The organism is Streptomyces durocortorensis (genome assembly GCF_031760065.1).
Classification (GTDB): Bacteria; Actinomycetota; Actinomycetes; order Streptomycetales; family Streptomycetaceae; genus Streptomyces.
Window position 1 is genome coordinate 126,611 of the sequence record NZ_CP134500.1, and the last position, 22,398, is coordinate 149,008.

Genomic DNA, 22,398 nt, shown 5'->3' on the forward strand with positions numbered 1-22,398 from the left:
CGGGCCCGGTGCGGGAGGGGTTGGGGAGCAGGCCCGGGGAGCCCATAGGGTGACGCCATGTCTTCGCCCCTGAGTTCGACAAAGACGGCCGCCGCCCTGCGCACATCGGCCCGTGTCTCCGCCGAGTTGCTGCTGGTCCTGGTGATGGCCGCGGTCGCTCTGTGGGTCCTCGGCCGGATGTGGTCGGTCGTATGGCCGCTGATGGTCGCCCTGTTCCTCACCACGCTGACGTGGCCGCTCGCCCGCTTCCTGCGTCGGCGCGGGTGGCGGCCGGCCCTCGCCGCCGCGGCGGTGACCGTGCTCTTCCTGCTGCTGGGGATGGGCGTCGTGGCCCTGATCGCGGTGCCGGTGGCGGACCAGTCCGGTGAACTGGCCGACGGGGTGGTCGAGGGCATCCAGCGGCTGCGCGAGTGGGCGGCGGGGCCGCCGCTGAACATCGGCGACGACGAGATCACCGGTGCTCTCGACACCGCGACGACCCGCATCCAGGACAGTGTCGGCAGCATGGTCACCACCGTCGTCAGCGGGGTGGGCACGGTGGTCAATGGTCTGGTCACGGCCGTTCTGGCCGTGTTCCTGATGTTCTTCTTCCTCAAGGACGGCCCGCGGTTCCTGCCTTGGCTCACCCGTCAGCTCCCGGGCCGGCTCTCCACCGACGTGCCGGCCGTGGCCGAGCGCGGCTGGAACACCCTGGGCGCGTTCGTGCGGTCCCAGGCGTTCGTCGGGCTGCTCGACGCGGTGTTCATCGGGATCGGCCTGTGGGTCCTGGGGGTGCCGCTGGTCCTGCCACTGGCGGTGCTGACGTTCGTCTCGGCGTTCGTACCGATCGTGGGCGCGCTGTTCGCCGGTTTCGTCGCGGTGGTCATCGCGCTGGTCTCCAACGGGCTGACGGACGCGCTGATCGTGCTGGCGATCATCATCGTGGTGCAGCAGCTGGAGGGCAATGTGTTCCAGCCCATGATCCAGAGCCGGGGCCTCGGTCTGCACGCGGCGGTGATCCTGCTCGCGGTGACACTGGGCGCCAGTCTGGCCGGGGTCGTGGGCAGCCTGCTCGCGGTGCCGTTCGCCGCGGTGCTCGCGGTCGTCTGGAACTACGTCCGCGAACAGCTCAGCGTTCCCGGACGGCCGGAGGACCCGCAGGGGACTGAGGGCCCGGGCGGGCCGGAGGACCCGGGCGGGCCGGAGGCGGACGCCCTGCCCGCCGACGCGCCTGCCCCTTCGTGACGACTGCCCGGCACACGTCGTGACAGTCGGCCCGGCGCCGGGAGTTCAGGCGCCGGGCCGGATCGCCGCCAGCAGGCGGGCGCATCTGCGCTCCCCCGGGGCCGGGACCCTGGTGGTGCCGAGTCGGCCGCCTCTCGCCGTTGTCGGCCGCCGCGGGGCCGCCCGTGCGCGATGCGGAGGCGTCGCGCGATGCGGGGGGGGGCGGCCCTGTCGGGCGGTCAGGCCTTGGCGGGGCGGCGGCGCACCACGGCGTAGCCGTACGGGTCGGGCCAGCGCGGCTCGGCCCCCAGGGCGTCGGCGGCGTGGTGGGCCCAGTGCGGGTCGCGAAGCATCTCGCGGCCGATCATGACGGCGTCGGCCTGCCCCGTGGCGACGATCTCCTCGGCCTGGGCGGGTTCGAGGACGAGGCCCACGGCGGAGGTGGGGGTGCCGGTGGTCCGCCGGACCTGTTCGGCGAAGGGCACCTGGTAGCCGGGGTGCGCGGAGATCGCGGCGTCGCGGACCAGTCCGCCGGTGGAGACGTCGAGCAGGTCGACGCCGTGGGCGGTCAGCTCCTTGGCCAGGCGTACGGTGTCCGCGCCGGTCCAGCCCTCGCGCGGGTCCTCGGGGTTCTCGGTCAGCCAGTCGGTGGCCGAGGTGCGGAAGAGGACCGGCAGGTCGTCGGGCCAGACCGCGCGGACGGCGTCGACCACCTGGAGCGGGAAGCGCAGGCGGTTCTCCCAGCTGCCGCCGTAGGCGTCGGTGCGGTGGTTGGCGACCGGGGAGAGGAACGAGTTGATCAGGTAGCCGTGGGCGCCGTGGATCTCGACGACCCGGAATCCGGCTGCGAGGGCGCGCTCGGCGGCCGCGGCGAAGTCGCGTACGAGCTGCTGTATCTCGTCCTCGGTCAGCTCGTGCGGGACGGGCAGTCCGTCGAAGGCCACGGCGCTGGGGGAGACGGACGTCCAGCCGCCCTCGCTCCCCGGGACGTAGCGGTCGCCCAGCCAGGGCCGGTCGGTCGACGCCTTGCGCCCGGCATGCGCGAGCTGGATGGCCGGAACCGATCCGTGGGAGGTGATCGCCGCGGCGACGCGGGCGAAGGCCTCCTGCTGGCGGTCGTTCCACAGGCCCAGGTCCCACGGGCTGATCCGGCCGTCCGGGCGCACGCCGGTGGCCTCCACCATGACGAGCCCGGCGCCTCCGGCGGCGCGGCCCGCGAGGTGGGTGAGGTGGAAGTCCGTCGGAACGCCGGTCTCCGGTCCTTCGCCGGCCGCGGAGTACATGCACATCGGAGACATCCACACGCGGTTCGGGATCTCCAGGGACCGCAGGGTCAGAGGCGTGAACAGAGCACTCACCGGTATGTCTCCTCGGGTTCGTGGCGTAGCTGCCGGGGAGCAGCGACGATGTAGGTACGATAGACCTCGTAGTACGGCAGTTGTCAAACTACGATGAGCTTCGTACTTTGGGAACGCGACCAGAAGGAGGTCCCCATGCCCACCACCGAGCGCGGAGCCGCGTCCGGGCGACAGCTCGCCCATCCACCCCGGGAGGAGATCCGCCTGGAGGCCGTCCTGCACGCGCTGTCCGACCCCATCCGGCTGCGCATCACCCGCGAGCTGGCCGAGGGGCACGACGACATGGCGTGCATCGCGTTCGATCTTCCGGTGAGCAAGTCCACGACCACTCACCACTTCAAGGTGCTGCGCGAGGCGGGCGTGATCCGCCAGCACTACGCGGGAACCTCCCGTATGAGCCGGCTGCGCGCGGACGACCTGGAGGAGCGCTTCCCCGGGCTGCTTCCGGCCGTCCTGGAAGGTGCGCGACGGGCCGCCGTCGGCTTCTCGGCCCCGGCATGAGGAGACGCGTCGGCCCCGAGCCCTTGAGGAGGCTCGGGGCCGACGCGTACTCCGTTTCCGGCCGTTCCGGTCGGATCAGATCGTCGCTGTGTCGATCACGAACCGGTAGCGGACGTCGCTCGCGAGAACCCGCTCGTACGCCTCGTTGATCCGGTTCGCCTCGATCACCTCGATCTCGGAGCCGAGCCCGTGCACGGCGCAGAAGTCCAGCATCTCCTGGGTCTCCGCGATCCCGCCGATCGCCGAGCCGGATATCGACCTGTTGCCGCTGATCAGGGAGAACAGGTTCAGCGTGATCGGCTCTTCGGGGGCGCCGACGTTGACCAGCGTGCCGTCGGTCCGCAGCAGGTCGAGATAAGCGCCGAAGTCCAGCGGGGCCGAGACCGTGGACAGGATGATGTCGAAGGTTCCGGCCAGCTCCTCGAAGGTCGTGGGGTCGCTGGTCGCGTAGTAGTGGTCGGCGCCCAGCTTCAGCCCGTCGTCCTGCTTCCGCAGCGACTGGGAGAGGACGGTGACGTCCGCACCGAGGGTGTGCGCGATCTTGACGGCCATGTGGCCGAGGCCGCCCAGACCGACGACCGCGACCTTCTTGCCGGGGCCCGCGCCCCAGCGCTTGAGCGGGGAGTACGTGGTGATGCCCGCGCACAGCAGGGGCGCGGCCTCGTCGAGGGCGATGCCCTCGGGGATGCGGACGACGAACGCGTCGCGCACGACGATGTGCGTCGAGTAGCCGCCGTAGGTCGGCTCGCCGCTCCGGTCGAGCGCGTTGTACGTCTGCGTGTTGCCCTCGGCGCAGTGCTGCTCGCGGCCCGTCAGGCAGGCGTCGCACCTTCCGCAGGAGTCGACCATGCAGCCGACGCCGACGCGGTCGCCGACCCTGAACCTGGTGACGCCGGACCCGGTCTCCGCGACGACACCGGCGATCTCGTGGCCGGGCACCATCGGGAAGATGCCCTCGCCCCAGCCGTCACGGGCCTGGTGGATGTCGGAGTGGCAGATACCGGCGTACTTGATGTCGATCAGGACATCGAACTCGCCCACCGGGCGGCGCTCGATCGTGGTGCGCTCCAGCGGGGCCTTGGCACGGGGAGCGGCGTAGGCGGCAACGGTGGTCATGCCGGAGGTTCTCCTCTGGGTGGTGCGGTCAGAACATCTCCAGCATCACTCTGCGGCCGGCCTTTACCCAGGTCACCGCTTTGCCTACGCCCACTGGTCCTACCACTGGCGGGGACAGGCTCCTGGGCGTACGACCAGGAATAATGGGAGCCATGGACGATCAGCCCGCAACTTCCGCCCCCGAGCCGCTGGACCGTCGCGCCGAGCTCAGCGAGTTCCTGCGCACCCGGCGGGCCCGGCTCCTGCCGCAGGACGTGGGGCTGCCGGAGTTCGGGCGGGCCCGCCGGGTGCCGGGGCTGCGGCGGGAGGAGCTGGCACAGCTGGCGGGGGTCTCCGTGGCGTACTACACCCGCCTCGAACAGGGCAACGGCCGCAATGTGTCGACCGAGGTGCTCGACGCGATCGCCCGTGCGCTGCGGCTCACCGACGCCGAGCACGCGCATCTGACGCACCTGGCCAAACCGGGGCGGCACAAGAAGAAGCGCCGCCCGGCGCGGGTCCAGCAGGTGCGGCCAGGGCTGCGGCATCTCCTGGACGCGATGGACGGCGTCCCGGCGTACGTCTCCGGGGCGCGCTCCGACATCCTCGTCTGGAACCCCATGGCGGCGGCCGTGTTCGGCGACTGGGGCGCCCTGCCGCCCGCCGAACGCAACTGGGCGCGGCTCGTGTTCCTCTCCCCCGGCTACCGGGACCTGTTCGTGGACTGGGGCTCCAAGGCCTCGGACATGGTCAGCTATCTGCGGCTGTACGCGGGCTGCCACCCGGACGATCCGGAGCTGTCGGCCCTGGTGGGCGAACTCTCCGTCAAGAGCGAGGAGTTCCGGCGGCTGTGGGCCACGCACAACGTGAAGGAGAAGGGCCACGGCGTCAAGGTCATCCGGCACCCCCTCGCCGGTGAACTGACCCTGTCCTACGAGACGCTGAACCTCCCCGACGACGAGGAGCAGTACCTGGTCACGTATCACGCGGAGCCTGGCTCCGAGTCGGCCCAGGCCCTGCGCCTCCTGGCGAGCTGGGGAGCGGACGCGGCCCGGGGAGCGGAGTCGTCGGGGCGGGTGTGATCAGTCGAGCGTGATCAGCGACGCTGACCGGGGGCGGCCGACGGGCCACCCGGCCGGTCGGGGATCGCGCACCCCGCGGCGACAGGAGAAGGCCGCTACGCGGGGGCTGCGCGACCGATACCCCGGAACTCCCACGCTGTGGGCGGCTCGCCCCCTTCGGGTCCGTGCGCGTTCCGAGCGGCCGTCAGCGCCGCGCGACCGGTTCCGGCGCCCCGGCCTCCCCCGCCCCCGCGCCGACGGTGTGCCCAGCAGTGGCCGTCGTCGCCCCGGTGCCGGACGGGTCCAGCCGTGTGAGGGCCTGCGGGGTGGCGAGCCGGGGCAGCAGCAGCCGCCAGAAGCCCGTGAGCGTCCGCGGGGACAGCCAGGCGCCGTCGTGCCGGCCCAGCACCTCGAATCCGGCCGTCGCCGCGACGATCGCGGCGACCGCGTCCTCACGGGACACGCCATCGGCGAGGGTTCCGACGTCGGCGGCCTCGGTCAGCAGGTCCTGGACGCGGCGCTGCCACTCCGCGCGCAGGTCCGGTGCTGCGGAGCGCTCCCCGTCGCAGCTCAGCCGGAACCCGGCCCGGGTGACCGGGTCGTCGCGGAGCAGTTCGGCGACGGTGTGCGAGGTGTCGACGAGGGCCTGGAGGGCGGTGTCCGTACGGTGGCGGATCGCGCCGGACGCCTCGTGCAGGCCGCGTGACGCCTCGGCGACCACGGCCTCCGCGACGGCTGCCTTGTTCTCGAAGTGGAAGTGCAGTGCGCCCGTGCTGACGCCCGCGCCGGAACTGATCAGGACCAGTCGCGCCTCCGCGTAGCCGTGCCGCTCGATCACGGTGGCGGCGGATCGGATCAGCGCCTGGCGGGTACGGGTGGCACGCTCCTGCTTGGTCACCGGAGCCTCCGCTCATGGACGGCGTCGGGGGATATCAAACCAACTTACCGGTTTTGTTCCCGGAGAACCGGAGAAGGACAGAGCGCGGCACACTGCGGGAGCGGGGCATCACCGCTGAACCGGCGCGAACGCGTCCTTGTGGTCGGCCGCCCAGGTACGGAAGGGCCGGGCCTCGCTGCCCGTCACGTCGTGGACCGTCGGCACGACCGCCGCCTTGGCGCCGGCGAGCTGCCGCTCCGCGCTTTCGAGGAAGGCTTCCGCCACCGGCCGGGGATACTTCGCGAGCAGTGCCGCGCGCGCCGCGTCCGGGCCCAGTTCCTCGAAGCGCAGCGGCCGCCCCAGTGCTCGGGAGAGCTGGGCCGTCTGCTCACGTGCGGTGATCGCCTCGGGGCCCGAGACGGCGTACGCCTTGCCCTCGTGACCCGTACCGGTCAGGACGCCGACGGCGACCGCTGCGACGTCGCGCGGGTCGATACAGGCGACCGGCGCGTCGCCGTACAAGGCGCGCACCACGCCCGACGAGCGGATGCCGGGTGCCCAGGACAGGGTGTTGGACATGAAGGTCCTGGGGCGGACGAACGTCCACGGGACGCCCGACTCCCTGACGGCCTGTTCGTTCTCCCGCTGGCGCCGGGTGATGAAGTCGTCGGCGCCGGGCTCCTCAACGGCCATCATCGACAGCTTCACCAGGTGACGGACGCCCGCCGCGGCCGCGGCCGTCGCGACCCTCTCGTCGTCGGGCTCCGTGGGGCTGTTCGTCACCAGGAACACCGACGTGACGCCGTTCAGCGCCCGATCGAGGGCGGGGCGGTCCGCGTACTCACCCGCGACGACCTCGGCCTCCGGTCCCCGTACGGTCAGCCGCTCGGGGCGGCGCGCGAGAATCCGCACCGGCCCGGCCGCCGCCAGCAGTCCGGCGACCTCGCGGCCCACCGCTCCGGTCGCACCCGTCACCAGAATCACTCGGAACCCCTCAACACCCTTGTCGACAGCCGTAGCACTTCGGGGTCGGCTGCCCGTCAGGCCCTGACCAGTGGACCGGACAGGAGCGTGGAGAACACCGGCTTGCCGTCCTGGTTGCCCGTCACCCTCAAGGTCACCGTATCGCCGGCCGATTCGGGCAGGACCACCGCCCTGATCCAGCACGGGCTGCCGAACTCGGCGTACCGGTGGAAGCGGGTGCTCGCCTCCGCCGGGACCATCCCGCCGCCTCCGGCCACCAGGCACGCGGCCTGCCTGGCCGCCTCCAGCAGCAGCATGCCCGGGACGTGGTCGTTGGGGCGCTGGAACAGCGTCGGATGCCGGGTGTCCACGCGCAGTCCCCAGACGCCGTCCCGTCCGGTCTCCGACAGCACCACGTCCTCGGCCCTGGTCCGGCCCGCCCGGCTGGCGGGGACCGGGGCGGTCCGCGGTATGGATATGCCTTCGGTGGGCACGTCCTGACGGATCCGCCGGTACGCCTTGGGGGTGGTGAACCGGGTCGCCCCCGTGCCCGTGGCGGCGAGCCGACCGCCCCGGTGCACCGCCCAGCCGACGCGCCCCTGCGCCGGGAGCCCGCCCCGCCACTTCAGGTCGGAGCAGTACACCTCCACGTCGATCGCGGTGGGCCCGCCGCCGACGGCCAGGTGCTCCGGGTGGCACACGTACTCCAGGTCCGCCATCAGGAAGTGGTGGCCGAGGGGCACTCCGTACCCGGCGTGGAAGGCGAGCATGGCCGCCTGCCGCATCGCCTCGGCGACGAGCAGCGGGTCGTGCCGGTCCTCCGCCACGGGGGCGAAGAACGGGTGGTCGTGCGGGAGGAGCGCCTCCACCGAGAACCGGTCATGCCCCAGGCGGACCCAGTTCTGCGGAAAGGCGTCCTCCGGCCGGCTCCGGTGCACCATCTCGATCCCCACGGGATGCACCACCGCGGCCTCCGAATCCATAGCCGGCACCGGATCGATCAAAACTGCTGCTTCGGTCATAACTCCCCCCAGGGGTCATGTGATGGCGAGCCGTTCCTGCGATGCACGCGCGCTGATAAGATACAGACTAAGCGGTTTTTTTTCTATCCCCGGCAGGGTGGGCCCCCCACACCGACCCGGCCGTTCACCGGCCCCCGCCCAGCGAAGGAGACAGAATGGCCAAGCAGGACCGGGCGATCCGCACACGCCAGACAATTCTGATGGCGGCAGCCCAGGCCTTTGAGAAATACGGTTATCAAGCAGCCACCATTACCGAAATACTGAAAAGCGCCGGCGTCACGAAAGGCGCCCTCTATTTTCATTTTCCGTCGAAGGAAGATCTCGCACTCGGCGTCCTCGATGCCCAGGAACCACCGAGGGCGGCCCCGGACCAGACCCTCAAGCTCCAGGAACTCATCGACGTAGGGATACTTTTCAGCCATCGGCTTCAGACCAGCCTCCTCGCCCGAGCGGGTGTCCGCCTCTCGATGGACCAGCAGGCTCAGGGCCTCGACCGCAGTGGCCCCTTCCTCCGCTGGCAGGAGGCCACCCACGCCCTCCTCGCCCAAGCCAAACACAACGGCGAACTACTCCCTCACGTCAACCCCACCGAGACCGCGGATCTCTATGTCGCCGCCTTCGCGGGCACGCAGGCGGTCTCCCAGACCCTCACCGACTACCGGGACCTCCAGCGCCGCCACATCACGCTCCAGCAGCACATCCTCCCCAGCATCGCCACGCCCTCGATCCTGACCGCCCTCGATCTGACCCCGGAGCGCGCCGAGCGCCTCAGCCGCCTCGATCCCGTCGCCTGAGCCCGCCGGGCCGGGTTCAGGCCCCCAGGGCCAGCTTCGCACCGAGGCCGATCATCATCACGGCGACGAGACCGTCCAGCACCCGCCACGACGAGGGGCGTGCGAGAACCCCGCCCAGCAGCCGGGCGCCGTAGCCGAGGGCGGCGAACCAGCACGCGCTGGCGAGGATCGCGCCGAGCCCGAAGGTCCAGCGCAGGGACCCCTGGCCGGCCGCGACGGAGCCGAGCAGGAAGACGGTGTCGAGGTACACGTGGGGGTTGAGCCAGGTCATCGCGAGGCAGGTGAGCACGACGCCCCGCTTCGTCGCGGCCGGGGCGTCGTGCGTGTGGAGCGCGGCCGGGCGCAGGACACGGCGCGCGGCGAGGAGGCCGTAGGCGATCAGGAACACGCCGCCGAGCAGCCCCACCACGGTCAGGGCCGTCGGCCAGGCCACGACGACGGCGCCGACCCCGGCGACGCCGAGCGCGATGAGCGCCGCATCCGACAGGGCGCAGATGGCCACCACCGCGAGCACCCCGTCGCGGCGGACGCCCTGGCGCAGCACGAGGGCGTTCTGGGCGCCGATGGCGACGATGAGGGAGAGGCCGGTGCCGAAGCCGGCGGCCGCGGCGGTCAGGGCGTTGGTCATGGGAACACCGTATGAACGCGGGCATCCTGATGTACAGCTAATGATTCTTACGTATCATTAGCTCACATGATGTCGGAGCTTCCTCTCGATCAGGTAAGGACGCTGCTGGCCGTCGTCGACGAAGGCACGTTCGATGCGGCCGCGCAGGCCCTGCGGGTCACACCGTCGGCGGTCAGCCAGCGCGTGAAGGCGCTGGAGCAGCGCACGGGCCGGGTGCTGCTGATGCGGACGAAACCGGTCCGGCCCACCGAGTCCGGCGAGGCGGTGGTGCGTTTCGCCCGACAGCTGGCCAGGCTGGAGCGCGACACCCGCGCGGCGCTCGGGATGTCCGGGCCGGGCGAGTCGGCGCGCCTGGCGATCGCGGTGAACTCGGACTCGCTGGCGACCTGGTTCCTGCCCGCCCTGCGGCGCGTGCCCGAGGAGCTGGACCTCTGCTACGAGCTCCGCCGGGAGGACCAGGACCACACCGCCGCGCTGCTGCGGGAGGGGCTGGTGATGGCAGCCGTCACCTCGTCGCCGAAAGCGGTGACGGGCTGTTCGGTGCGGGGGCTGGGCCGGATGCGGTATGTGCCGGTGGCGACGCCGGGTTTCGCGGACCGGTGGCTCGGGCGGGGCACGGGGGCCGAACTGCGCGAGCTGCTCGCCGACGCACCGGTGCTCTGCTTCGACCGGCGGGACGACCTCCAGGACTCCTTCGCGCGCGGGCTCGGCCTCCCGGCCGGAGCGGGCGCACGGCGGCACTCCGTCCCCACCTCCGAAGGGTTCGTGGAGGCCGTGGCGGCGGGCATGGGCTGGGGCATGCTGCCCGAGGTCCACGCGCGACCGCTGCTCAGCACCGGCGAGCTGGTGGCCCTCACCCGGGATCACGTCGTCGACGTCCCGCTGTTCTGGCAGCAGTGGAAGCTGGACTCCCCGGCCCTGGCGGCCGTTGCCGAGGCGGTGGCGGCCGAGGCCGCCGAGACCCTGCGCGGCACCCGGTCCGGCTGACGCCCGCGCGGCGCGACGGGAGCGGTGCGAGGACAGCCGTCCGCCGCCCCGGCCACCCGAGGTCAAGCGGCGCCGCTACCCTCCCGGGTCCCTCGGCCCCCATCAGCAGGCGACCCTGCGCCTGCCGCGCGCCCCGGCAGGACTTCACCTGCTCACCGGGACGGAACCGGGCGTCTTCCGGACCCTCCGCCGCCGGTGAAGTCCTGCGTACGGGCACGCCCGGTCCGACGGTCGCCATGACGCGGATGTTTCACCGATCCGGTGATGCCGCGGGGGCGGGCCGGGGCACAGCGCTCACCGCCGTCACCGTGCCGCACCGCTTCGGATTCGGGCGCTTCGGCACCGTCGCGGATATCGGCGGCGACGGGGACGACGTGCGGTGCGCGACCGTCCTCCGGCATGTCCGGGACGTCATCCCCGCCGACGGCACGCCGCTGGTCGTCCAACCGGTGCTGCCCGCCACCGTTCCTGCCGACCGCCCGGAGGACGTCCGCCTCAGTGACCTCCATATGCTCGTCAACGTCGGCGGCCGGGAACGTACCGCCGGCGTTTTCGCCGCCCTGTGCACGGCGGGCGGCTGCGCCCTCCGCGCCATCACACCGCCGCCCGTACCGAACATCTTCCAGATCATCAAGGCCTCACCGCCTGACGCCAATCGGGCGCCCACGCACCGGAGTACGCATGTCCCCGCAGGTCCCCGCCCCCCTCCTCCGCCGCAGGGGCAGGCTCTTCGCACTCGCCGGCGGTGCCGCGGTCGCGACGGGAGCAGGGCTGCTCCTGTCCGGCGTCCTCGCCACCGGCTCTCCCGCACCTCCCGCGCCTCCCGCGCCGAAGGTCGTGCCGCCCACGGCGAACGCGACGTTCGACTACCAGATCGGCGGTGCGTACCCCCCGCCCGCCGGGGTGGAGGCGGTCGCCCGCGACCGTGGCGACCAGCCCGCCGAAGGGCTGTACAACGTCTGTTACGTCAACGCCTTCCAGGCCCAGCCGGACGCACTTGCCTGGTGGCGGAAGAACGACCCCGATCTGCTGCTGCGCGACAGCGACGGCGACCTGGTCAACGACGAGGCGTGGGGCGAGGCGCTGCTCGACACATCGACCGCGGCCAAGCGCAGTCGGCTGGCGGTGATCGTGGGGGACTGGATCGACGGCTGCGCGAAGGCGGGGTTCCAGGCGGTGGAGCCGGACAACCTGGACTCGTACGAGCGCTCCGGCGGCCTGCTGACCCCGGCACACAACGCCGCGTTCGCCGAGCTCCTGGCCACCCGGGCGCACGCGGCCGGGCTGGCGATCGGCCAGAAGAACAGCACCGATCTGCTGGAGCGGCGCGAGGCGATCGGGTTCGACTTCGCGGTCAGCGAGGAGTGCGGCCGGTACGACGAGTGCGCCGACTACGCCTCCGCGTACGACGACCGGGTCTTCGTCGTCGAGTACACCGCGCGCGACTTCGCCCGGGCCTGCTCGTCCGTGGGAGCGCGGCTGTCGGTGGTGCGCCGGGACCTGGACGTCAGGCCGGCCGGACGAGCGGGGTATGTGTTCCGTACCTGCTGACGCCTCAGGCCGAAGGAGCAGGCGTCCGGCCCTGCTGACGGACTCAGGCCGAAGGGCCGGGAGCGTCCGGCGCGAGGTGGGTGCAGACGGTGAAGATGCCGCCGTAGGGGTCGCTGATCACCGACTCGGTTCCGTCGGCCGGGCGGTCCACGGGCGGCGAGACCGCGCCGCCCGCCCTGCGGGCCGCCTCGGTGACCGCTTCCAGATCCTCGACCAGGAAGCGGACGTGCCAGCGCGGGCGCAACCGGGGGTCGGGGGACGCGCCGTCCCCGCCGCCGCGCAGGGTGGCCACGGTCCGGCCGCCCTGGCGTACGACGACGGCGTCCTGCGCGTAGGCGTAACCGACCTCGCAGCCACCGGGCTCCTCGGAGGCCCAGCCGAAGATCTCGGCGTAGAAGATCGCGGCGTCGAAGGCGTGGCTGGTGCGCAGTTCGAGGGAGGCCGGTGCGTTGTCGCGGCCGAGCAACCACGGAGGGGTCCGGCCCTCCCAGAAGCCGAATCCGGCCCCCTCCCGGTCCGCGGCGACGGCTCCCCGGCCGGGGCCCAGCCGGATCGGGCCGACGGCGATCGTGCCACCGCGCTCCCGGACCCGGCCCGCGGCGGCGTCCACGTCGTCGACGGCGAAGTACGGGGTCCAGTTCACGGACGCGGGCAGGCCCGGGGCGATCTGTCCGATCCCGGCGACGGGCACGGTCCCGACGTGGGCGACGGAGAAGCCCTTGCCGAGGGTGCCGGAGCGGAAGGTCCAGCCGAGAACGGCCGTGTAGAAGTCCTCGGTGGCCCGCAGGTCCGGGGTCATGAGACTGACCCAGCACGGAACGCCGTGCACGGGAGTGGTCTGCTCTGCCGCCGTCATCGGGATCCGTCTCCTCGCCCCCGGTCCTGGGCCGCCGGCCGCTGACGCCGGTCCGGCGGGTGAGTCTGGTGGTCATCGGCCGCTTCCAGGCCGATGCGCTCCGCGGCCTCACGCCTCCTCGGAGCAGCATGCCCTCCATACCTACGCCGCCCGCGTCGCCGCCGCCACCCGGGCCGCGGGTTCGCCCAGGTGTCCGGCCGCCGTGCGCCAGGCGGACGTGACGGCAGCGCGGGCCCTGGCGGTGGCCGCCTCGACGTCCGGCGGAAGGTGCAGCGCGGCGCCGACGTGGACGTGGAGGCGGGGGCGGCGGGCCGGAGCGGTGAGCAGCCCGGAGATCTGCTTGACGCACCGGCCTGAGGTCACGCGGCGGGCGCCCGCCTGGCCGAGCGGCACGACCGGAGCGCCGGACGCGTGGGCGAGGCGGGCGAGGCCGCTGCGGAAGCTCTCCGGAGGGGCCTCGGCGGCGTCGGTGCGGCCGGGCAGCCGACCCTCCCCGTAGATCAGGACATGCCGCCCGTCCCCGAGCGCGGCGGCCGCCTCGTCGAGGGCGTCGGCCGCCCGGTGGGTGTGGCGGTGCACGGGCACATGGCCGCCGCGCTCCAGCAGCCGGCCGAGGACCGGGATCCGCCAGAGCCCCGCGGTGGCGAGGACGACGGGTTCGACGCCGAGTCGGAGCAGAGCGGCGAGGACGATGCCCGGGTCGGCGAGGGAGGTGTGGTTGGCGACAATGATGCTGCCCGCGGCCGGGGCTGAGGCGTGGTCGGACGTCACGGTGAGGCGTCCGAAGGAGGGGACGACGACGGCGGCGATGCGGCTGAGCACGGGTCTCGGTTCTCCAGTGGTCCGGTGGGCGGGGCGGCCTTCCGCGGTGCGACGCGGCCGGGCCGGGCCCGCCCGGCGCTCGCCCCGGCTGTCGTCCTCATCCTCGCGGCGGCCCGGGTGGTGGACCTGAGCGCTCGTACTCAGGCGTACCGGGTCAGGTGCTCGGCTCCGGTCTGCTCGGCGGCCCTGCCGTGCCGCGTCGAAATGCGGTGCGGGTAAGGGCCGTGGCCGCGATCGGCCCGGAACCGCCGACGGGCGACCCTGGTTTCGAGCTGCCGCCCGGGCTGGGCATCCGCTGGGAGAGCGCGGTGAGGGGCGGGGTGACGGATGCCGTGCTGTACCCGCTCGACCTGCTCACCGCGTCGCTGGGGCTGGGCCGTCGGCCGGACGCCGGGGCGGGTGCTGCGGAGCGCGCTCCGGTATGCCGAGGGCGGCCGGACCGCGCTCGAACCCGCGCGGGTCGTCATCGCGACGGCTCTGCTGGAGCACAGGGGCTCCCCCGCTCGGTGCGGGGCCCGCCCGCGGTGGACTACCTTATTGCACATTGATTGCACTTACTGAATACGACAAGGAGGCTCCAGTGGGCTCTCCTGTGGTACTCGGGATCGAATCGTCCTGCGACGAGACCGGGGCGGGACTGGTGCGGGACGGGCGGCTGCTCGGGCATGCGCTGGCCTCCAGCATGGACGAGCACGCTCGTTTTGGTGGCGTCGTGCCGGAGATCGCGGCGCGGGCGCACGTGCACGCGTTCACGCCGGTGGTCCGGCAGGCGCTGGACAGCGCGGGGCTGAGCATGAGGGACATCGGCGCGGTCGCCCTCACCACGGGTCCCGGGCTCTCCGGGGCCCTCCAGGTGGGGCTGGCCGGGGCGAAGGGGCTGGCGTACGCGCTGGGCGTGCCGCTGTACGGCGTGCATCATCTGGCGGGCCATGTCGCCGCCGACACGCTGGAGCACGGTCCGCTGCCCGACCCCTGTGTGGTGCTGATCGTCTCCGGCGGCCACACCTCGCTGCTGCTCGTACGGGATCTGGCCCGCGATCCGATCGTGCACCTCGGGGACACCGTGGACGACGCGGCCGGGGAGTGCTTCGACAAGGTCGCCCGGGTGTTCGGGCTGCCCTATCCGGGCGGTCCGGCGATCGACCGGGTGGCGCGGGAGGGCGACCGGCGCGCGGCGGCGTTCCCGCGGCCGATGACCGGCGCGCGGGACGCCCCGTACTCCTTCTCCTTCTCCGGGCTCAAGACGGCGGCCGCTCGGTGGGCCGAGCAGCGACGCGTGGAGGGCGGCGAGCTGCCCGTGGTCGACGGGGCCGCGTCGCTCCAGGAAGCCGTGGCCGATGTGCTGACCCGTAAGGCGGTGGCTGCCTGCCGCGATCACGGGGTGTCCACGCTGGTCGTGGTCGGCGGGGTGGCCGCCAATTCACGGGTGCGGGAGCTGGCGGAGCGGCGGTGCCGGGCGGCCGGGATCACGCTGCGGGTGCCGCCGCTGAAGCTGTGCACGGACAACGGGGCGATGATCGCGGCGGTCGGCGATCTGCTGGTGCGGGCCGGGGCTGAACCCGCTCCGCCGGACGTGTCGATCGACCCGTCGGCGCCGCTGGAGTACGCGGCGCTGCACCCGGGTGTGCGGAGTGTGAGCCGGGCCGCCTGAGGCCCCGGCCGCGTTCTCCCGGGTTCCGGACGCCGGGGGGGCGTCCGGAACCCGGGCCCTTCGGCGGCCCTCGGCGTCCAGGGGGCCGCTGGTGAGCAGGGCCCCGGTGCGGGCCGGGAGGGGTACGGGCTCCCCGGCGAGGTCGACCGCGCAGACCAGGTGGTCGCCGCGCGCGAACATGCAGACCACGCGGTCTGCGCGCGAACGTCAGGAGGTCCGGCCCCTCGCTCACCCGGTACAGCGGTTCGGCGTGCACGCGGCGAGGTAGCGCCTCCGCCGCAGGACCTCGCGGTACGCGGCACAGGACAGCATGGACGCGGGGTCGTCGGCCTGGCGGTCGGCCGCGCGCAGCGGCCCGTCCCGGGGGCAGCGGAAGCCAGGGTTCCACGGTGGTGCCGAGGCCCGCGCACGGTTCACCGGCCGCCCCGGGCAGCGGGGTGCGGCAGCCGTCGCGGCCGGGGCCCGGCGCTGGAAGCGGAAGCACATGGGGTCCTGGACGCGGGCCACCGGTACGTCGGCTTCCGGCAGGCCACAGCTCCTCGCCCTGGTGGGGGTGGACGGAGCCGGGCAGGGCGAGCGAGAGCAGGGCGGCGGCGCGGGCGCCGAGGTCCAGGTCGCTCGGGACGCCCGCTCGGGAGCGCTCTCCGCGCGTCGGCGCGGGCCGCTCACCGACGCGGGGCCGCCGGGGTGTCCGTGGCGGTCCGCCGGGGGGCCGCGGTGGCGCCGGGCCTGGATTCAGGACATCCGGCCTACCGCGGCCTCACCCGCTTCCGCTTGCGGCGGTTCTCCAGCAAACCATCGCGTCACGAACGCAAGAACATGGCAATAGTTGCAGGACGTTCATCGTCCCGTGATGGCCAGGCCCGCAGGGGCGTGGCCGCCCTCGGCGGACGCGGGCCGGGTCTCGGCTCGTCCGCCCCTGGGGCTGCTAGCGGGCGGCGGCGGCCGTCCGGACGGTGCCGAAGTCGACCGCGCGATCGGCGTCGCGCAGGACCTCCTCGGCCACACGGCGCACTTCGGCGAGCACGTCGCCCTGCTCCTCCACAAGGCCGGCGTAGATCGGTGCTTCGGTGCTGTCTGCGGTACTCATACGGAATATTTCCCCGTCGGTCTCGTGCGAAGAGCCCCTGCCGGTCGGCAAAGGCGGGGGCGAGTGTACGTGGTGGGCGGCGGCGGTCGCGATTCCGGTCCAGCACTGGGACAACCGTCACACCTGCTGGAACACCCGCACGGGCGGCACCTGCGGGCGGCCGGCCCGGTCAGCCGACGCGGGCCGCGGGCAGCGGGCGGTGGCCATCGGTCCACTGGTTGACCCAGCCACAGCCCGAGCAGGCGTAGCGGCCGTCGAGGCCCGCGATCTGGGTGCCGCACCGCGCGCATCCGATGTACGTGATCTCCGGGTGTTCGGTGGCCGCCTCGGCCGGGGGCCGCTCCTCCGGGCCGGTCGAGGGTGCCCCTCCTACGAATCGCGTCATGCCAGCAACGTAACGCAGGGGTCTGACAGTGCCCCCGGGCCGCCCGCGCGCCGGTCCGCGCCGACCCGCATTGATCTTTCGGTTCCCGTCGCTTATCGATCGGCCGGGATGCATTGTCGGCCGTTTCTGACTGCTTTTCGCTATGAACGGAGGCGGCGGGGCCCGGCGAGGCAGGATGTCCCCGTGATGGGCAACCTCCCCGTCGTGACGACCAGCTTCGTCGGCCGCGACAGCGAACTGGTCAGCATCGAACGGGCACTTCGAGATCATCGGCTGGTCACGCTCACGGGCAGCGGCGGGGTCGGCAAGAGTCGCCTGGCCCTGCGCACCGCCGAGCGGGTCCAGGGCCGTTACCCGGACGGCGTGTGGTGGGCCGACCTGTCCCATCTGCACGACGACCAGCTGCTCACGACGACGGTCTGCGACGGGGTCGGACTGCTCGACCACAGCCCTCGCCGCCCGGTGGCCGCACTCTGCGAATGGCTGGCCGACCGGCGGCTGCTCCTGGTCCTCGACTGCTGCGAGCGGGTCGTCGGCCCGTGCGGGCAGCTCGTCGCCGAGCTGCTCTCCGCGGCTCCGGGCCTGACGGTGCTGGCCACCAGCAGGGAGCCCTTCGGCGCACCGGACGAGCACGTCATAGAGGTGCCCCCGCTCTCCGCGGGAGCCGACGGGGACGACGCCGTGCGCCTCTTCCACGACCGTGCGGCCGCGATCGCTCCGGACCTCCGGCTCGACGCCCCGGACAGTGCGGCCGCCGTCGCCGACATCTGCCGCCGCCTCGACGGCATACCGCTCGCCGTCGAACTGGCCTGTGCCCAGCTCCGCGGGAGCAGCGCCCAGGAGATCACCGGACGGCTGGCCTCCCGGATGGACGCCCTCACCGACGACACGGTGTGGCCCCGCCGCCACCGTGCCCTGCGCACCACGATCGGCTGGAGCCACGAGCTCTGCGCTCCGCTGGAGCGGCTGCTGTGGGCGCGGCTCTCCGTCTTCCGGGGCGTCGTCACGGCGGCGGACGCCGAGGCGGTGTGCGCGGGCGGGCCGCTCGGCGCCGACGCGATCGCCCCCGCGCTGGAGCGGCTGGCCGACCAGTCGGTGCTCCGGCGGACCGGGGACGGCTATCTGATGCTGGACACGCTGCGCGAGTACGGTGCGATGTGGCTCGCCGAGCTGGCGCAGGACGCCCTCCTGGCTGACCGGCACGCCCGGCACTTCGCCCAGGTCGCCGTCCAGGCGTACGCGGGCTGGCTGGGGCCCTCGCAGGTCGCGTGGTACCACCGGATCGCCGACACCCACGCGGATCTGTGCGCCGCCCTGGACCACCTGCTGGCCGAGGACCCGGAGAAGGCGATGGAGATGGCCGGGTGCGCCGGGCTGTTCTGGAGCTGCTGCGGCCATCTGCACCAGGCCCGTACGTATCTGGAACGGGTGCTGGCCCTGCCGCTCTCCGCCGGTCCGCACCGCACCCGCGCGCTCTGGGCCCTGGGCATCACGCTGACGCTCCAGGGCGACCACGAGGCAGCCCGTCGTACGGGCGAGGAGTGCCACTACGCGGCCCGCCGCGACGAGGACGCCGAGGCGGTGCTCCTCGCGGCGCACTCCATGAGCTTCACGTATCTGATGATGGGCAAGCCGCACACCGCGCACTCCATCAGCGACCACGCGCTGCGCCACCACGCGGGCGACCCCGCCGACGCGCCTTCGCAGCTTCGCTGCCGGGTGATACGCCTGTTCGCCCTGTCCGCGCTCGGCCGCCTGGACGAGGCGTACGAGGAGGCCACCCGGCTCCAGCGGATCAGCCTGCGCTTCGGCGAGCACTGGGCTCGGGCCTACGCCGATCACCAACTGGCTCTCATCCACCTGCTCCAGGGACGCCCCCGGCACGCCGAGAGCCATGCGCGGGCGATGCTCGCGAGCAAGCACGAGCTGCACGACAGCCTCGGTATCGCGCTCGGCCTCGATCTGCTCGCCGGAGCCATCGCCGTCCAGGGGAACGGGGTGGCCGCGGCCCGCGCCTCCGGGACGGGGCACACGTACTGGCGCATGATCGGGCACCCCCACCGGGGCACCCCGGAGCTCGGGGCGATCCGCGAGCAGTGGGAGCTCCGGGCCCGGCAGGCCGCGGGCGACTCGGCCTACGAGCGGGCCTACCTGCGCGCGTCGGCCGACGACGCGGAACGGGGCCTGGCCCACGCGCTGGAACGCCAGCTGCCCTGAGGGCTGTCCCGTGGCGAGAACCGGGGATGGCCCGGGAAACGCCCCCGGGCCGGGGCCGGAAACCGCCTAGCATCCCGGTATGACGACCATCAGCCGCCTGCGTCCCGGCCATGCCGACGCCCTTCTCGCGTTCGAGCGGGAGAACCGCGCGTACTTCTCCGCCTCGGTGCCCGACCGGGGCGACGACTACTTCGCCGGTTTCGCCGAACGCCACCGTGAGCTGCTCGCCGAGCAGGACGCGGGCCTGCACCACTTCCATCTCATAGAGGACGCCGACGGGACCGTCCTGGGCCGCATCAACCTCGTGCAGGTGGAGAACGGTTCGGCGGAGCTCGGGTACCGGATCGCCGAGAAGGCGGCCGGGCGCGGCCTTGCGACCCGGGCGGTTCAGCAGGTCTGCGTGCTGGCGGTGCGGGAGTACGGGCTGACCGAGCTGCGGGCGGAGACGACGCTGGACAATTCGGGCTCCCGTGCGGTGCTGGCCCGCACCGGGTTCGAGCCGGTGGAGGACGTCATGTTCGGCGACCGCCCGGGGCGGCGGTACGTCCTCGATCTGCGCCGGGGCGCTCCCTTGGCCCTGTGACGGAGCGGCAGTGATCGGCCGGATGGACCACCTCGGGGGCATGGCCCGCCCGGCCGTCGGATGCTGGGGCTCGCGGGAGCGGAACGCCCCGCCCGCGCGGTCCGCGCGACGCCACCCCTTCCAGGAGGTACCCCCGGTGCCGACACCCCACCTTCCCCGCGTCCCGCTGCCCCCTGACCGCCCCCGGCGGCAACGGGCCGCCCGGCGAGGAGCCGTCGTCGCCGTGCTGGCGGCCGCCTCGCTCGCCGGGCTGCTGACCGGCCCGGCCCACGCGGGCGGTGACGGGGGCGACGGCCCGCACGGTCCGGCCGACCGTGAGCTGCGGCGCAGGCTCCAGGCGCTCGTCGGCACGCCCGGCGGTCCGCCCGGGGCCGTCGCGGTCCTCACGGCGGGCGGGCGCAGCGAGGTGTACCGGGCGGGCACCTCGCAGATCGGCACCGGGCGCCCGCCGCGGACCGGCGATCACATGCGGATCGCCAGCACGGCGAAGGCCTTCAGCGGTTCGGTCGCCCTGCATCTGGCGGACCGGGGCGCCCTCTCCCTCGACGACACCCTCGGGCGCCGACTGCCCCGGCTGCCCTCCGCCTGGCACCGGGTGACGCTCCGCCAGCTCCTGAACCACACCAGCGGGCTGCCCGACTACACCGAGGCCCCCACGTTCATCGCCGAGCTGACCGCCGACCCGCGCAGGCACTTCGACTCCCGGAAGCTGCTGGACTACGTCGCCGGGGACCCGCTGCGGTTCCGGCCGGGCTCCGCGTACCGCTACTCGAACTCCGACAACATCGCCGTCGCCCTCATGGCGGAGGCAGCGACGGGACAGCGTTACGAGAGGCTCCTCGCCGAACTCGTGTACCGGCCACTGGGTCTTCGTCACACCACCCTCCCCCAGGGCTACCGGCTGCCGGAGCCCTATCTGCACGGCTACGCGACGGACGCCCCCGACACGCCCGAGGACGTCAGTACGGTGCTCAGCGCCTCCGGAGTGTGGGCGTCGGGCGGCATCGTCTCGACGCCCCGGGACCTGGGGGCCTTCATCCGCGGCTACGCCGGGGGCCGGGGCCTGGGGCCGGCGGTCCGCCGCCAGCAGCTGACGTTCGTGGAGGGGAGTTCCGAACCGGCCGGTCCCGGCCGCAACAGGGCCGGACTCGCCCTCTTCTCCTATACGACGCGCTGCGGCACCGTGTACGGACACACCGGCAACTTCCCCGGCTACACGCAGCTCGCGGCGGGCACGAAGGACGGCAAGCGGTCCCTGACCGTCTCCCTCACCTCCCAGGTGAACAGCACCACGAATCCGCGGCTGCTGGCCACCCTCCGCGCGCTCCAGGAGGACTTCGTCTGCCGGCTGCTCGACCGCCGCGAGCCGGGCGGCAAGCGGTAGCGCACGCGCGAAGGGGTACGCCGGACCTCCGGCGTACCCCTCTTTCCTCGCAGGCTCTCAGCGGTCAGTAGTCGTCGTTCTCCTCGCGGACGATCGCGTCGGTCTTGGCGTCCACGTCGAAGGTCGTCCTCTTCCAGTCGGAGCCGACCACGTCGACGGCCCAGATGACGCCGTCGCCGTTGTTGTCCTCCAGGCTGACGGAGGTGACCGTCCCCTTCTTCTTCTCAGTAGCGACCTTCGCCGCCTGCTGGGGGGTCTGGGTGGCCTGTGAGAGCCACTCGACCGTCTGCTCCTTGTCCTCCGTGTCCTGATCGGCGTCGACGCGGGCCTCGGTGACCTTGCCGTCGACCGCGTTGATCCGCACGGTGTGGATCGTGCCGTCCCTCTCGGCGACCTCCGCGACCCAGACAGGGCCCTCGGCACCGGGGCTCGCGGTGGGACTGGACGTTCCGGTCGGGCTGGCCGTGCCCGTCGGGCTTCCGGTCGCGGTCGGACTGGGGCTCTCGTCGCGGTCGTCGTCGTCCACACCCTCCAGGTCGAGGTCGACCAGCTTGCCCCCGGCCACCTCGCCGACAGCGGTCGTGGCGGCGTCGTCGAAGGTGACCTTCGTGGCGTCGAGCACCTCCTTGCGTTCCTGCTGCTCCTCGGTCAGCTCAGCGGTGGCGGACGGGGTGGTCGTCTGCTGCTGCGGAAGGACCTTCGCGGCCTCGGAGGTGGCCGCGGACGTCGCGTTGTCCGCGCTCTGGCCACAGCCCGTCAGCAGAACGGCCGCGGCCGCCGCCATACCGAGGGCGCCGACCATCGTGAGGTTGCGGGAACGGAGGGAAGCGCTGTTCTTTCGTCGAGGCTCAAGTCTCATGCACGCATGCCTAGCCCTCCGCGCGGCCGCTCATGTTGTCCTACCGGGCGGAGTCACCCGATCGACCGGGCGGCTCCGCCCGTTGGCCGTCGCTCCCCGGGCAAGGGGTGTCCGGGTGCGAAACAATGGGTTACAGGACCGCATCCTGTCCGCGGTCCGGCCGGGAGGCCGTCATGCACCACATGGTTCACACGGAGCGCTACGAACTCATCTTCCAGCTGTCCGGCGCCACGGACGACGTGGTCACCGTCCGACTGACGGACCGGATGGGGGCGGGCGGATTCCCGGTGTACGAGGACGAGACCGGGATCGTACGGGCCGAGATCAGCGACCGGGGCGAGGTCCGCATGCTCGCCAGCGGCGGACACCAGCTCCCGGGGGCGCCCCTGCTGGCCCGCCCCCTCCACGAGGACGCACCGCAAGCGCACTGACCAGTCCGAACAGCCCCACCGGCGGGGCGTACCCCTCACGGGTGCGCCCCGCCTTCCGTTCATGCCCACTCCTCACCCGT

Annotated in this window: 22 protein-coding genes and 1 pseudogene; 12 read left to right on the top strand and 11 right to left on the bottom strand. The window is 72.9% G+C overall.

Features of this window, described 5'->3' with window-relative positions; translation table 11 throughout:
- The first annotated feature begins 57 nt into the window (after positions 1 to 57).
- The gene (locus tag RI138_RS00520) at positions 58 to 1,224 is read left to right on the top strand and encodes an AI-2E family transporter (RefSeq protein ID WP_311118264.1); all 1,167 of its coding nucleotides are present in this window, start codon (positions 58 to 60) and stop codon (positions 1,222 to 1,224) included.
- Between the two features lie 218 nt (positions 1,225 to 1,442).
- Here the strand turns inward: RI138_RS00520 and RI138_RS00525 are convergent, their stop codons facing one another.
- Positions 1,443 to 2,561, bottom strand: coding sequence for an NADH:flavin oxidoreductase/NADH oxidase (locus RI138_RS00525; RefSeq protein ID WP_311118265.1), 1,119 nt, complete (start codon positions 2,559 to 2,561; stop codon positions 1,443 to 1,445).
- A gap of 135 nt (positions 2,562 to 2,696) precedes the next feature.
- Here RI138_RS00525 and RI138_RS00530 point away from each other — a divergent pair, with 135 nt between their 5' ends.
- Positions 2,697 to 3,062 (top strand): ArsR/SmtB family transcription factor, encoded by a 366-nt coding sequence (locus tag RI138_RS00530; protein ID WP_311118266.1) that lies wholly within the window; start codon positions 2,697 to 2,699, stop codon positions 3,060 to 3,062.
- A 75-nt stretch (positions 3,063 to 3,137) separates the two neighbouring features.
- On the opposite strand, the gene RI138_RS00535 is transcribed toward RI138_RS00530, so the two are convergent.
- A complete protein-coding gene (locus RI138_RS00535; protein WP_096625127.1) occupies positions 3,138 to 4,178 on the bottom strand; it encodes an NAD(P)-dependent alcohol dehydrogenase in 1,041 nt (346 codons plus the stop codon).
- Between the two features lie 152 nt (positions 4,179 to 4,330).
- On the opposite strand from RI138_RS00535, the gene RI138_RS00540 reads away from it, so the two are divergent.
- A complete protein-coding gene (locus tag RI138_RS00540; protein ID WP_311118267.1) occupies positions 4,331 to 5,239 on the top strand; it encodes a helix-turn-helix domain-containing protein in 909 nt (302 codons plus the stop codon).
- A gap of 184 nt (positions 5,240 to 5,423) precedes the next feature.
- Here the strand turns inward: RI138_RS00540 and RI138_RS00545 are convergent, their stop codons facing one another.
- The 3 genes from RI138_RS00545 to afsA all read right to left on the bottom strand — a co-directional run bounded on the left by RI138_RS00545 (position 5,424) and on the right by afsA (position 8,041).
- Positions 5,424 to 6,116 (bottom strand): ScbR family autoregulator-binding transcription factor, encoded by a 693-nt coding sequence (locus RI138_RS00545; protein WP_311118268.1) that lies wholly within the window; start codon positions 6,114 to 6,116, stop codon positions 5,424 to 5,426.
- Positions 6,117 to 6,224: 108 nt separating this feature from the next.
- The gene (locus tag RI138_RS00550; protein WP_311118269.1) at positions 6,225 to 7,079 is read right to left on the bottom strand and encodes an NmrA family NAD(P)-binding protein; all 855 of its coding nucleotides are present in this window, start codon (positions 7,077 to 7,079) and stop codon (positions 6,225 to 6,227) included.
- Positions 7,080 to 7,135: 56 nt separating this feature from the next.
- Positions 7,136 to 8,041, bottom strand: coding sequence for a 2-oxo-3-(phosphooxy)propyl 3-oxoalkanoate synthase (gene afsA, locus RI138_RS00555; protein ID WP_449343288.1), 906 nt, complete (start codon positions 8,039 to 8,041; stop codon positions 7,136 to 7,138).
- A gap of 194 nt (positions 8,042 to 8,235) precedes the next feature.
- Between afsA and RI138_RS00560 the strand changes: the two genes are divergently transcribed.
- Positions 8,236 to 8,874: a ScbR family autoregulator-binding transcription factor gene (locus tag RI138_RS00560; RefSeq protein ID WP_096625117.1), complete on the top strand. Its 639-nt coding sequence runs from the start codon at positions 8,236 to 8,238 to the stop codon at positions 8,872 to 8,874.
- Positions 8,875 to 8,890: 16 nt separating this feature from the next.
- Here the strand turns inward: RI138_RS00560 and RI138_RS00565 are convergent, their stop codons facing one another.
- Positions 8,891 to 9,502 (bottom strand): LysE/ArgO family amino acid transporter, encoded by a 612-nt coding sequence (locus RI138_RS00565; RefSeq protein ID WP_311118271.1) that lies wholly within the window; start codon positions 9,500 to 9,502, stop codon positions 8,891 to 8,893.
- Between the two features lie 66 nt (positions 9,503 to 9,568).
- On the opposite strand from RI138_RS00565, the gene RI138_RS00570 reads away from it, so the two are divergent.
- From RI138_RS00570 to RI138_RS00580, 3 genes and pseudogenes are all read left to right on the top strand, one after another.
- Positions 9,569 to 10,489, top strand: coding sequence for a LysR family transcriptional regulator ArgP (locus tag RI138_RS00570; protein ID WP_311118272.1), 921 nt, complete (start codon positions 9,569 to 9,571; stop codon positions 10,487 to 10,489).
- Between the two features lie 245 nt (positions 10,490 to 10,734).
- Positions 10,735 to 11,007 (top strand): annotated as a pseudogene (locus RI138_RS00575) (methyltransferase); the annotation flags it as partial.
- Between the two features lie 163 nt (positions 11,008 to 11,170).
- Positions 11,171 to 12,040 (top strand): endo alpha-1,4 polygalactosaminidase, encoded by an 870-nt coding sequence (locus RI138_RS00580; RefSeq protein WP_311118273.1) that lies wholly within the window; start codon positions 11,171 to 11,173, stop codon positions 12,038 to 12,040.
- A 43-nt stretch (positions 12,041 to 12,083) separates the two neighbouring features.
- Here the strand turns inward: RI138_RS00580 and RI138_RS00585 are convergent, their stop codons facing one another.
- Both RI138_RS00585 and RI138_RS00590 read right to left on the bottom strand, forming a co-directional pair.
- Complete coding sequence (locus RI138_RS00585) at positions 12,084 to 12,896, bottom strand: VOC family protein (protein WP_311118274.1); 813 nt, start codon at positions 12,894 to 12,896, stop codon at positions 12,084 to 12,086.
- A gap of 141 nt (positions 12,897 to 13,037) precedes the next feature.
- Entirely contained in the window at positions 13,038 to 13,718 is a 681-nt protein-coding gene (locus tag RI138_RS00590) for a lysophospholipid acyltransferase family protein (protein ID WP_311118275.1), read from the bottom strand.
- 580 nt (positions 13,719 to 14,298) lie between these two features.
- Here RI138_RS00590 and tsaD point away from each other — a divergent pair.
- Positions 14,299 to 15,369: a tRNA (adenosine(37)-N6)-threonylcarbamoyltransferase complex transferase subunit TsaD gene (tsaD, locus tag RI138_RS00595; RefSeq protein WP_311118276.1), complete on the top strand. Its 1,071-nt coding sequence runs from the start codon at positions 14,299 to 14,301 to the stop codon at positions 15,367 to 15,369.
- A 928-nt stretch (positions 15,370 to 16,297) separates the two neighbouring features.
- On the opposite strand, the gene RI138_RS00600 is transcribed toward tsaD, so the two are convergent.
- A complete protein-coding gene (locus RI138_RS00600) occupies positions 16,298 to 16,459 on the bottom strand; it encodes a hypothetical protein (RefSeq protein ID WP_179500259.1) in 162 nt (53 codons plus the stop codon).
- Between the two features lie 169 nt (positions 16,460 to 16,628).
- Positions 16,629 to 16,844 carry a hypothetical protein gene (locus RI138_RS00605; protein ID WP_311118277.1) on the bottom strand — a complete coding sequence of 72 codons (216 nt, stop codon included), beginning with the start codon at positions 16,842 to 16,844 and terminating at the stop codon, positions 16,629 to 16,631.
- 186 nt (positions 16,845 to 17,030) lie between these two features.
- Here RI138_RS00605 and RI138_RS00610 point away from each other — a divergent pair, with 186 nt between their 5' ends.
- The 3 genes from RI138_RS00610 to RI138_RS00620 all read left to right on the top strand — a co-directional run bounded on the left by RI138_RS00610 (position 17,031) and on the right by RI138_RS00620 (position 21,028).
- Positions 17,031 to 19,061, top strand: coding sequence for an ATP-binding protein (locus tag RI138_RS00610; RefSeq protein ID WP_311122772.1), 2,031 nt, complete (start codon positions 17,031 to 17,033; stop codon positions 19,059 to 19,061).
- A 79-nt stretch (positions 19,062 to 19,140) separates the two neighbouring features.
- The gene (locus RI138_RS00615) at positions 19,141 to 19,644 is read left to right on the top strand and encodes a GNAT family N-acetyltransferase (RefSeq protein WP_311118278.1); all 504 of its coding nucleotides are present in this window, start codon (positions 19,141 to 19,143) and stop codon (positions 19,642 to 19,644) included.
- A gap of 253 nt (positions 19,645 to 19,897) precedes the next feature.
- Positions 19,898 to 21,028, top strand: a complete 1,131-nt coding sequence (locus RI138_RS00620; RefSeq protein ID WP_398864181.1) for a serine hydrolase — start codon at positions 19,898 to 19,900, stop codon at positions 21,026 to 21,028.
- A 64-nt stretch (positions 21,029 to 21,092) separates the two neighbouring features.
- Here the strand turns inward: RI138_RS00620 and RI138_RS00625 are convergent, their stop codons facing one another.
- Entirely contained in the window at positions 21,093 to 21,887 is a 795-nt protein-coding gene (locus RI138_RS00625; protein ID WP_311118279.1) for a PepSY domain-containing protein, read from the bottom strand.
- Positions 21,888 to 22,069: 182 nt separating this feature from the next.
- On the opposite strand from RI138_RS00625, the gene RI138_RS00630 reads away from it, so the two are divergent.
- On the top strand, positions 22,070 to 22,318 hold the full coding sequence (locus tag RI138_RS00630) for a DUF6296 family protein (RefSeq protein WP_096630539.1): 249 nt from the start codon (positions 22,070 to 22,072) through the stop codon (positions 22,316 to 22,318).
- Positions 22,319 to 22,398 lie beyond the last annotated feature (80 nt).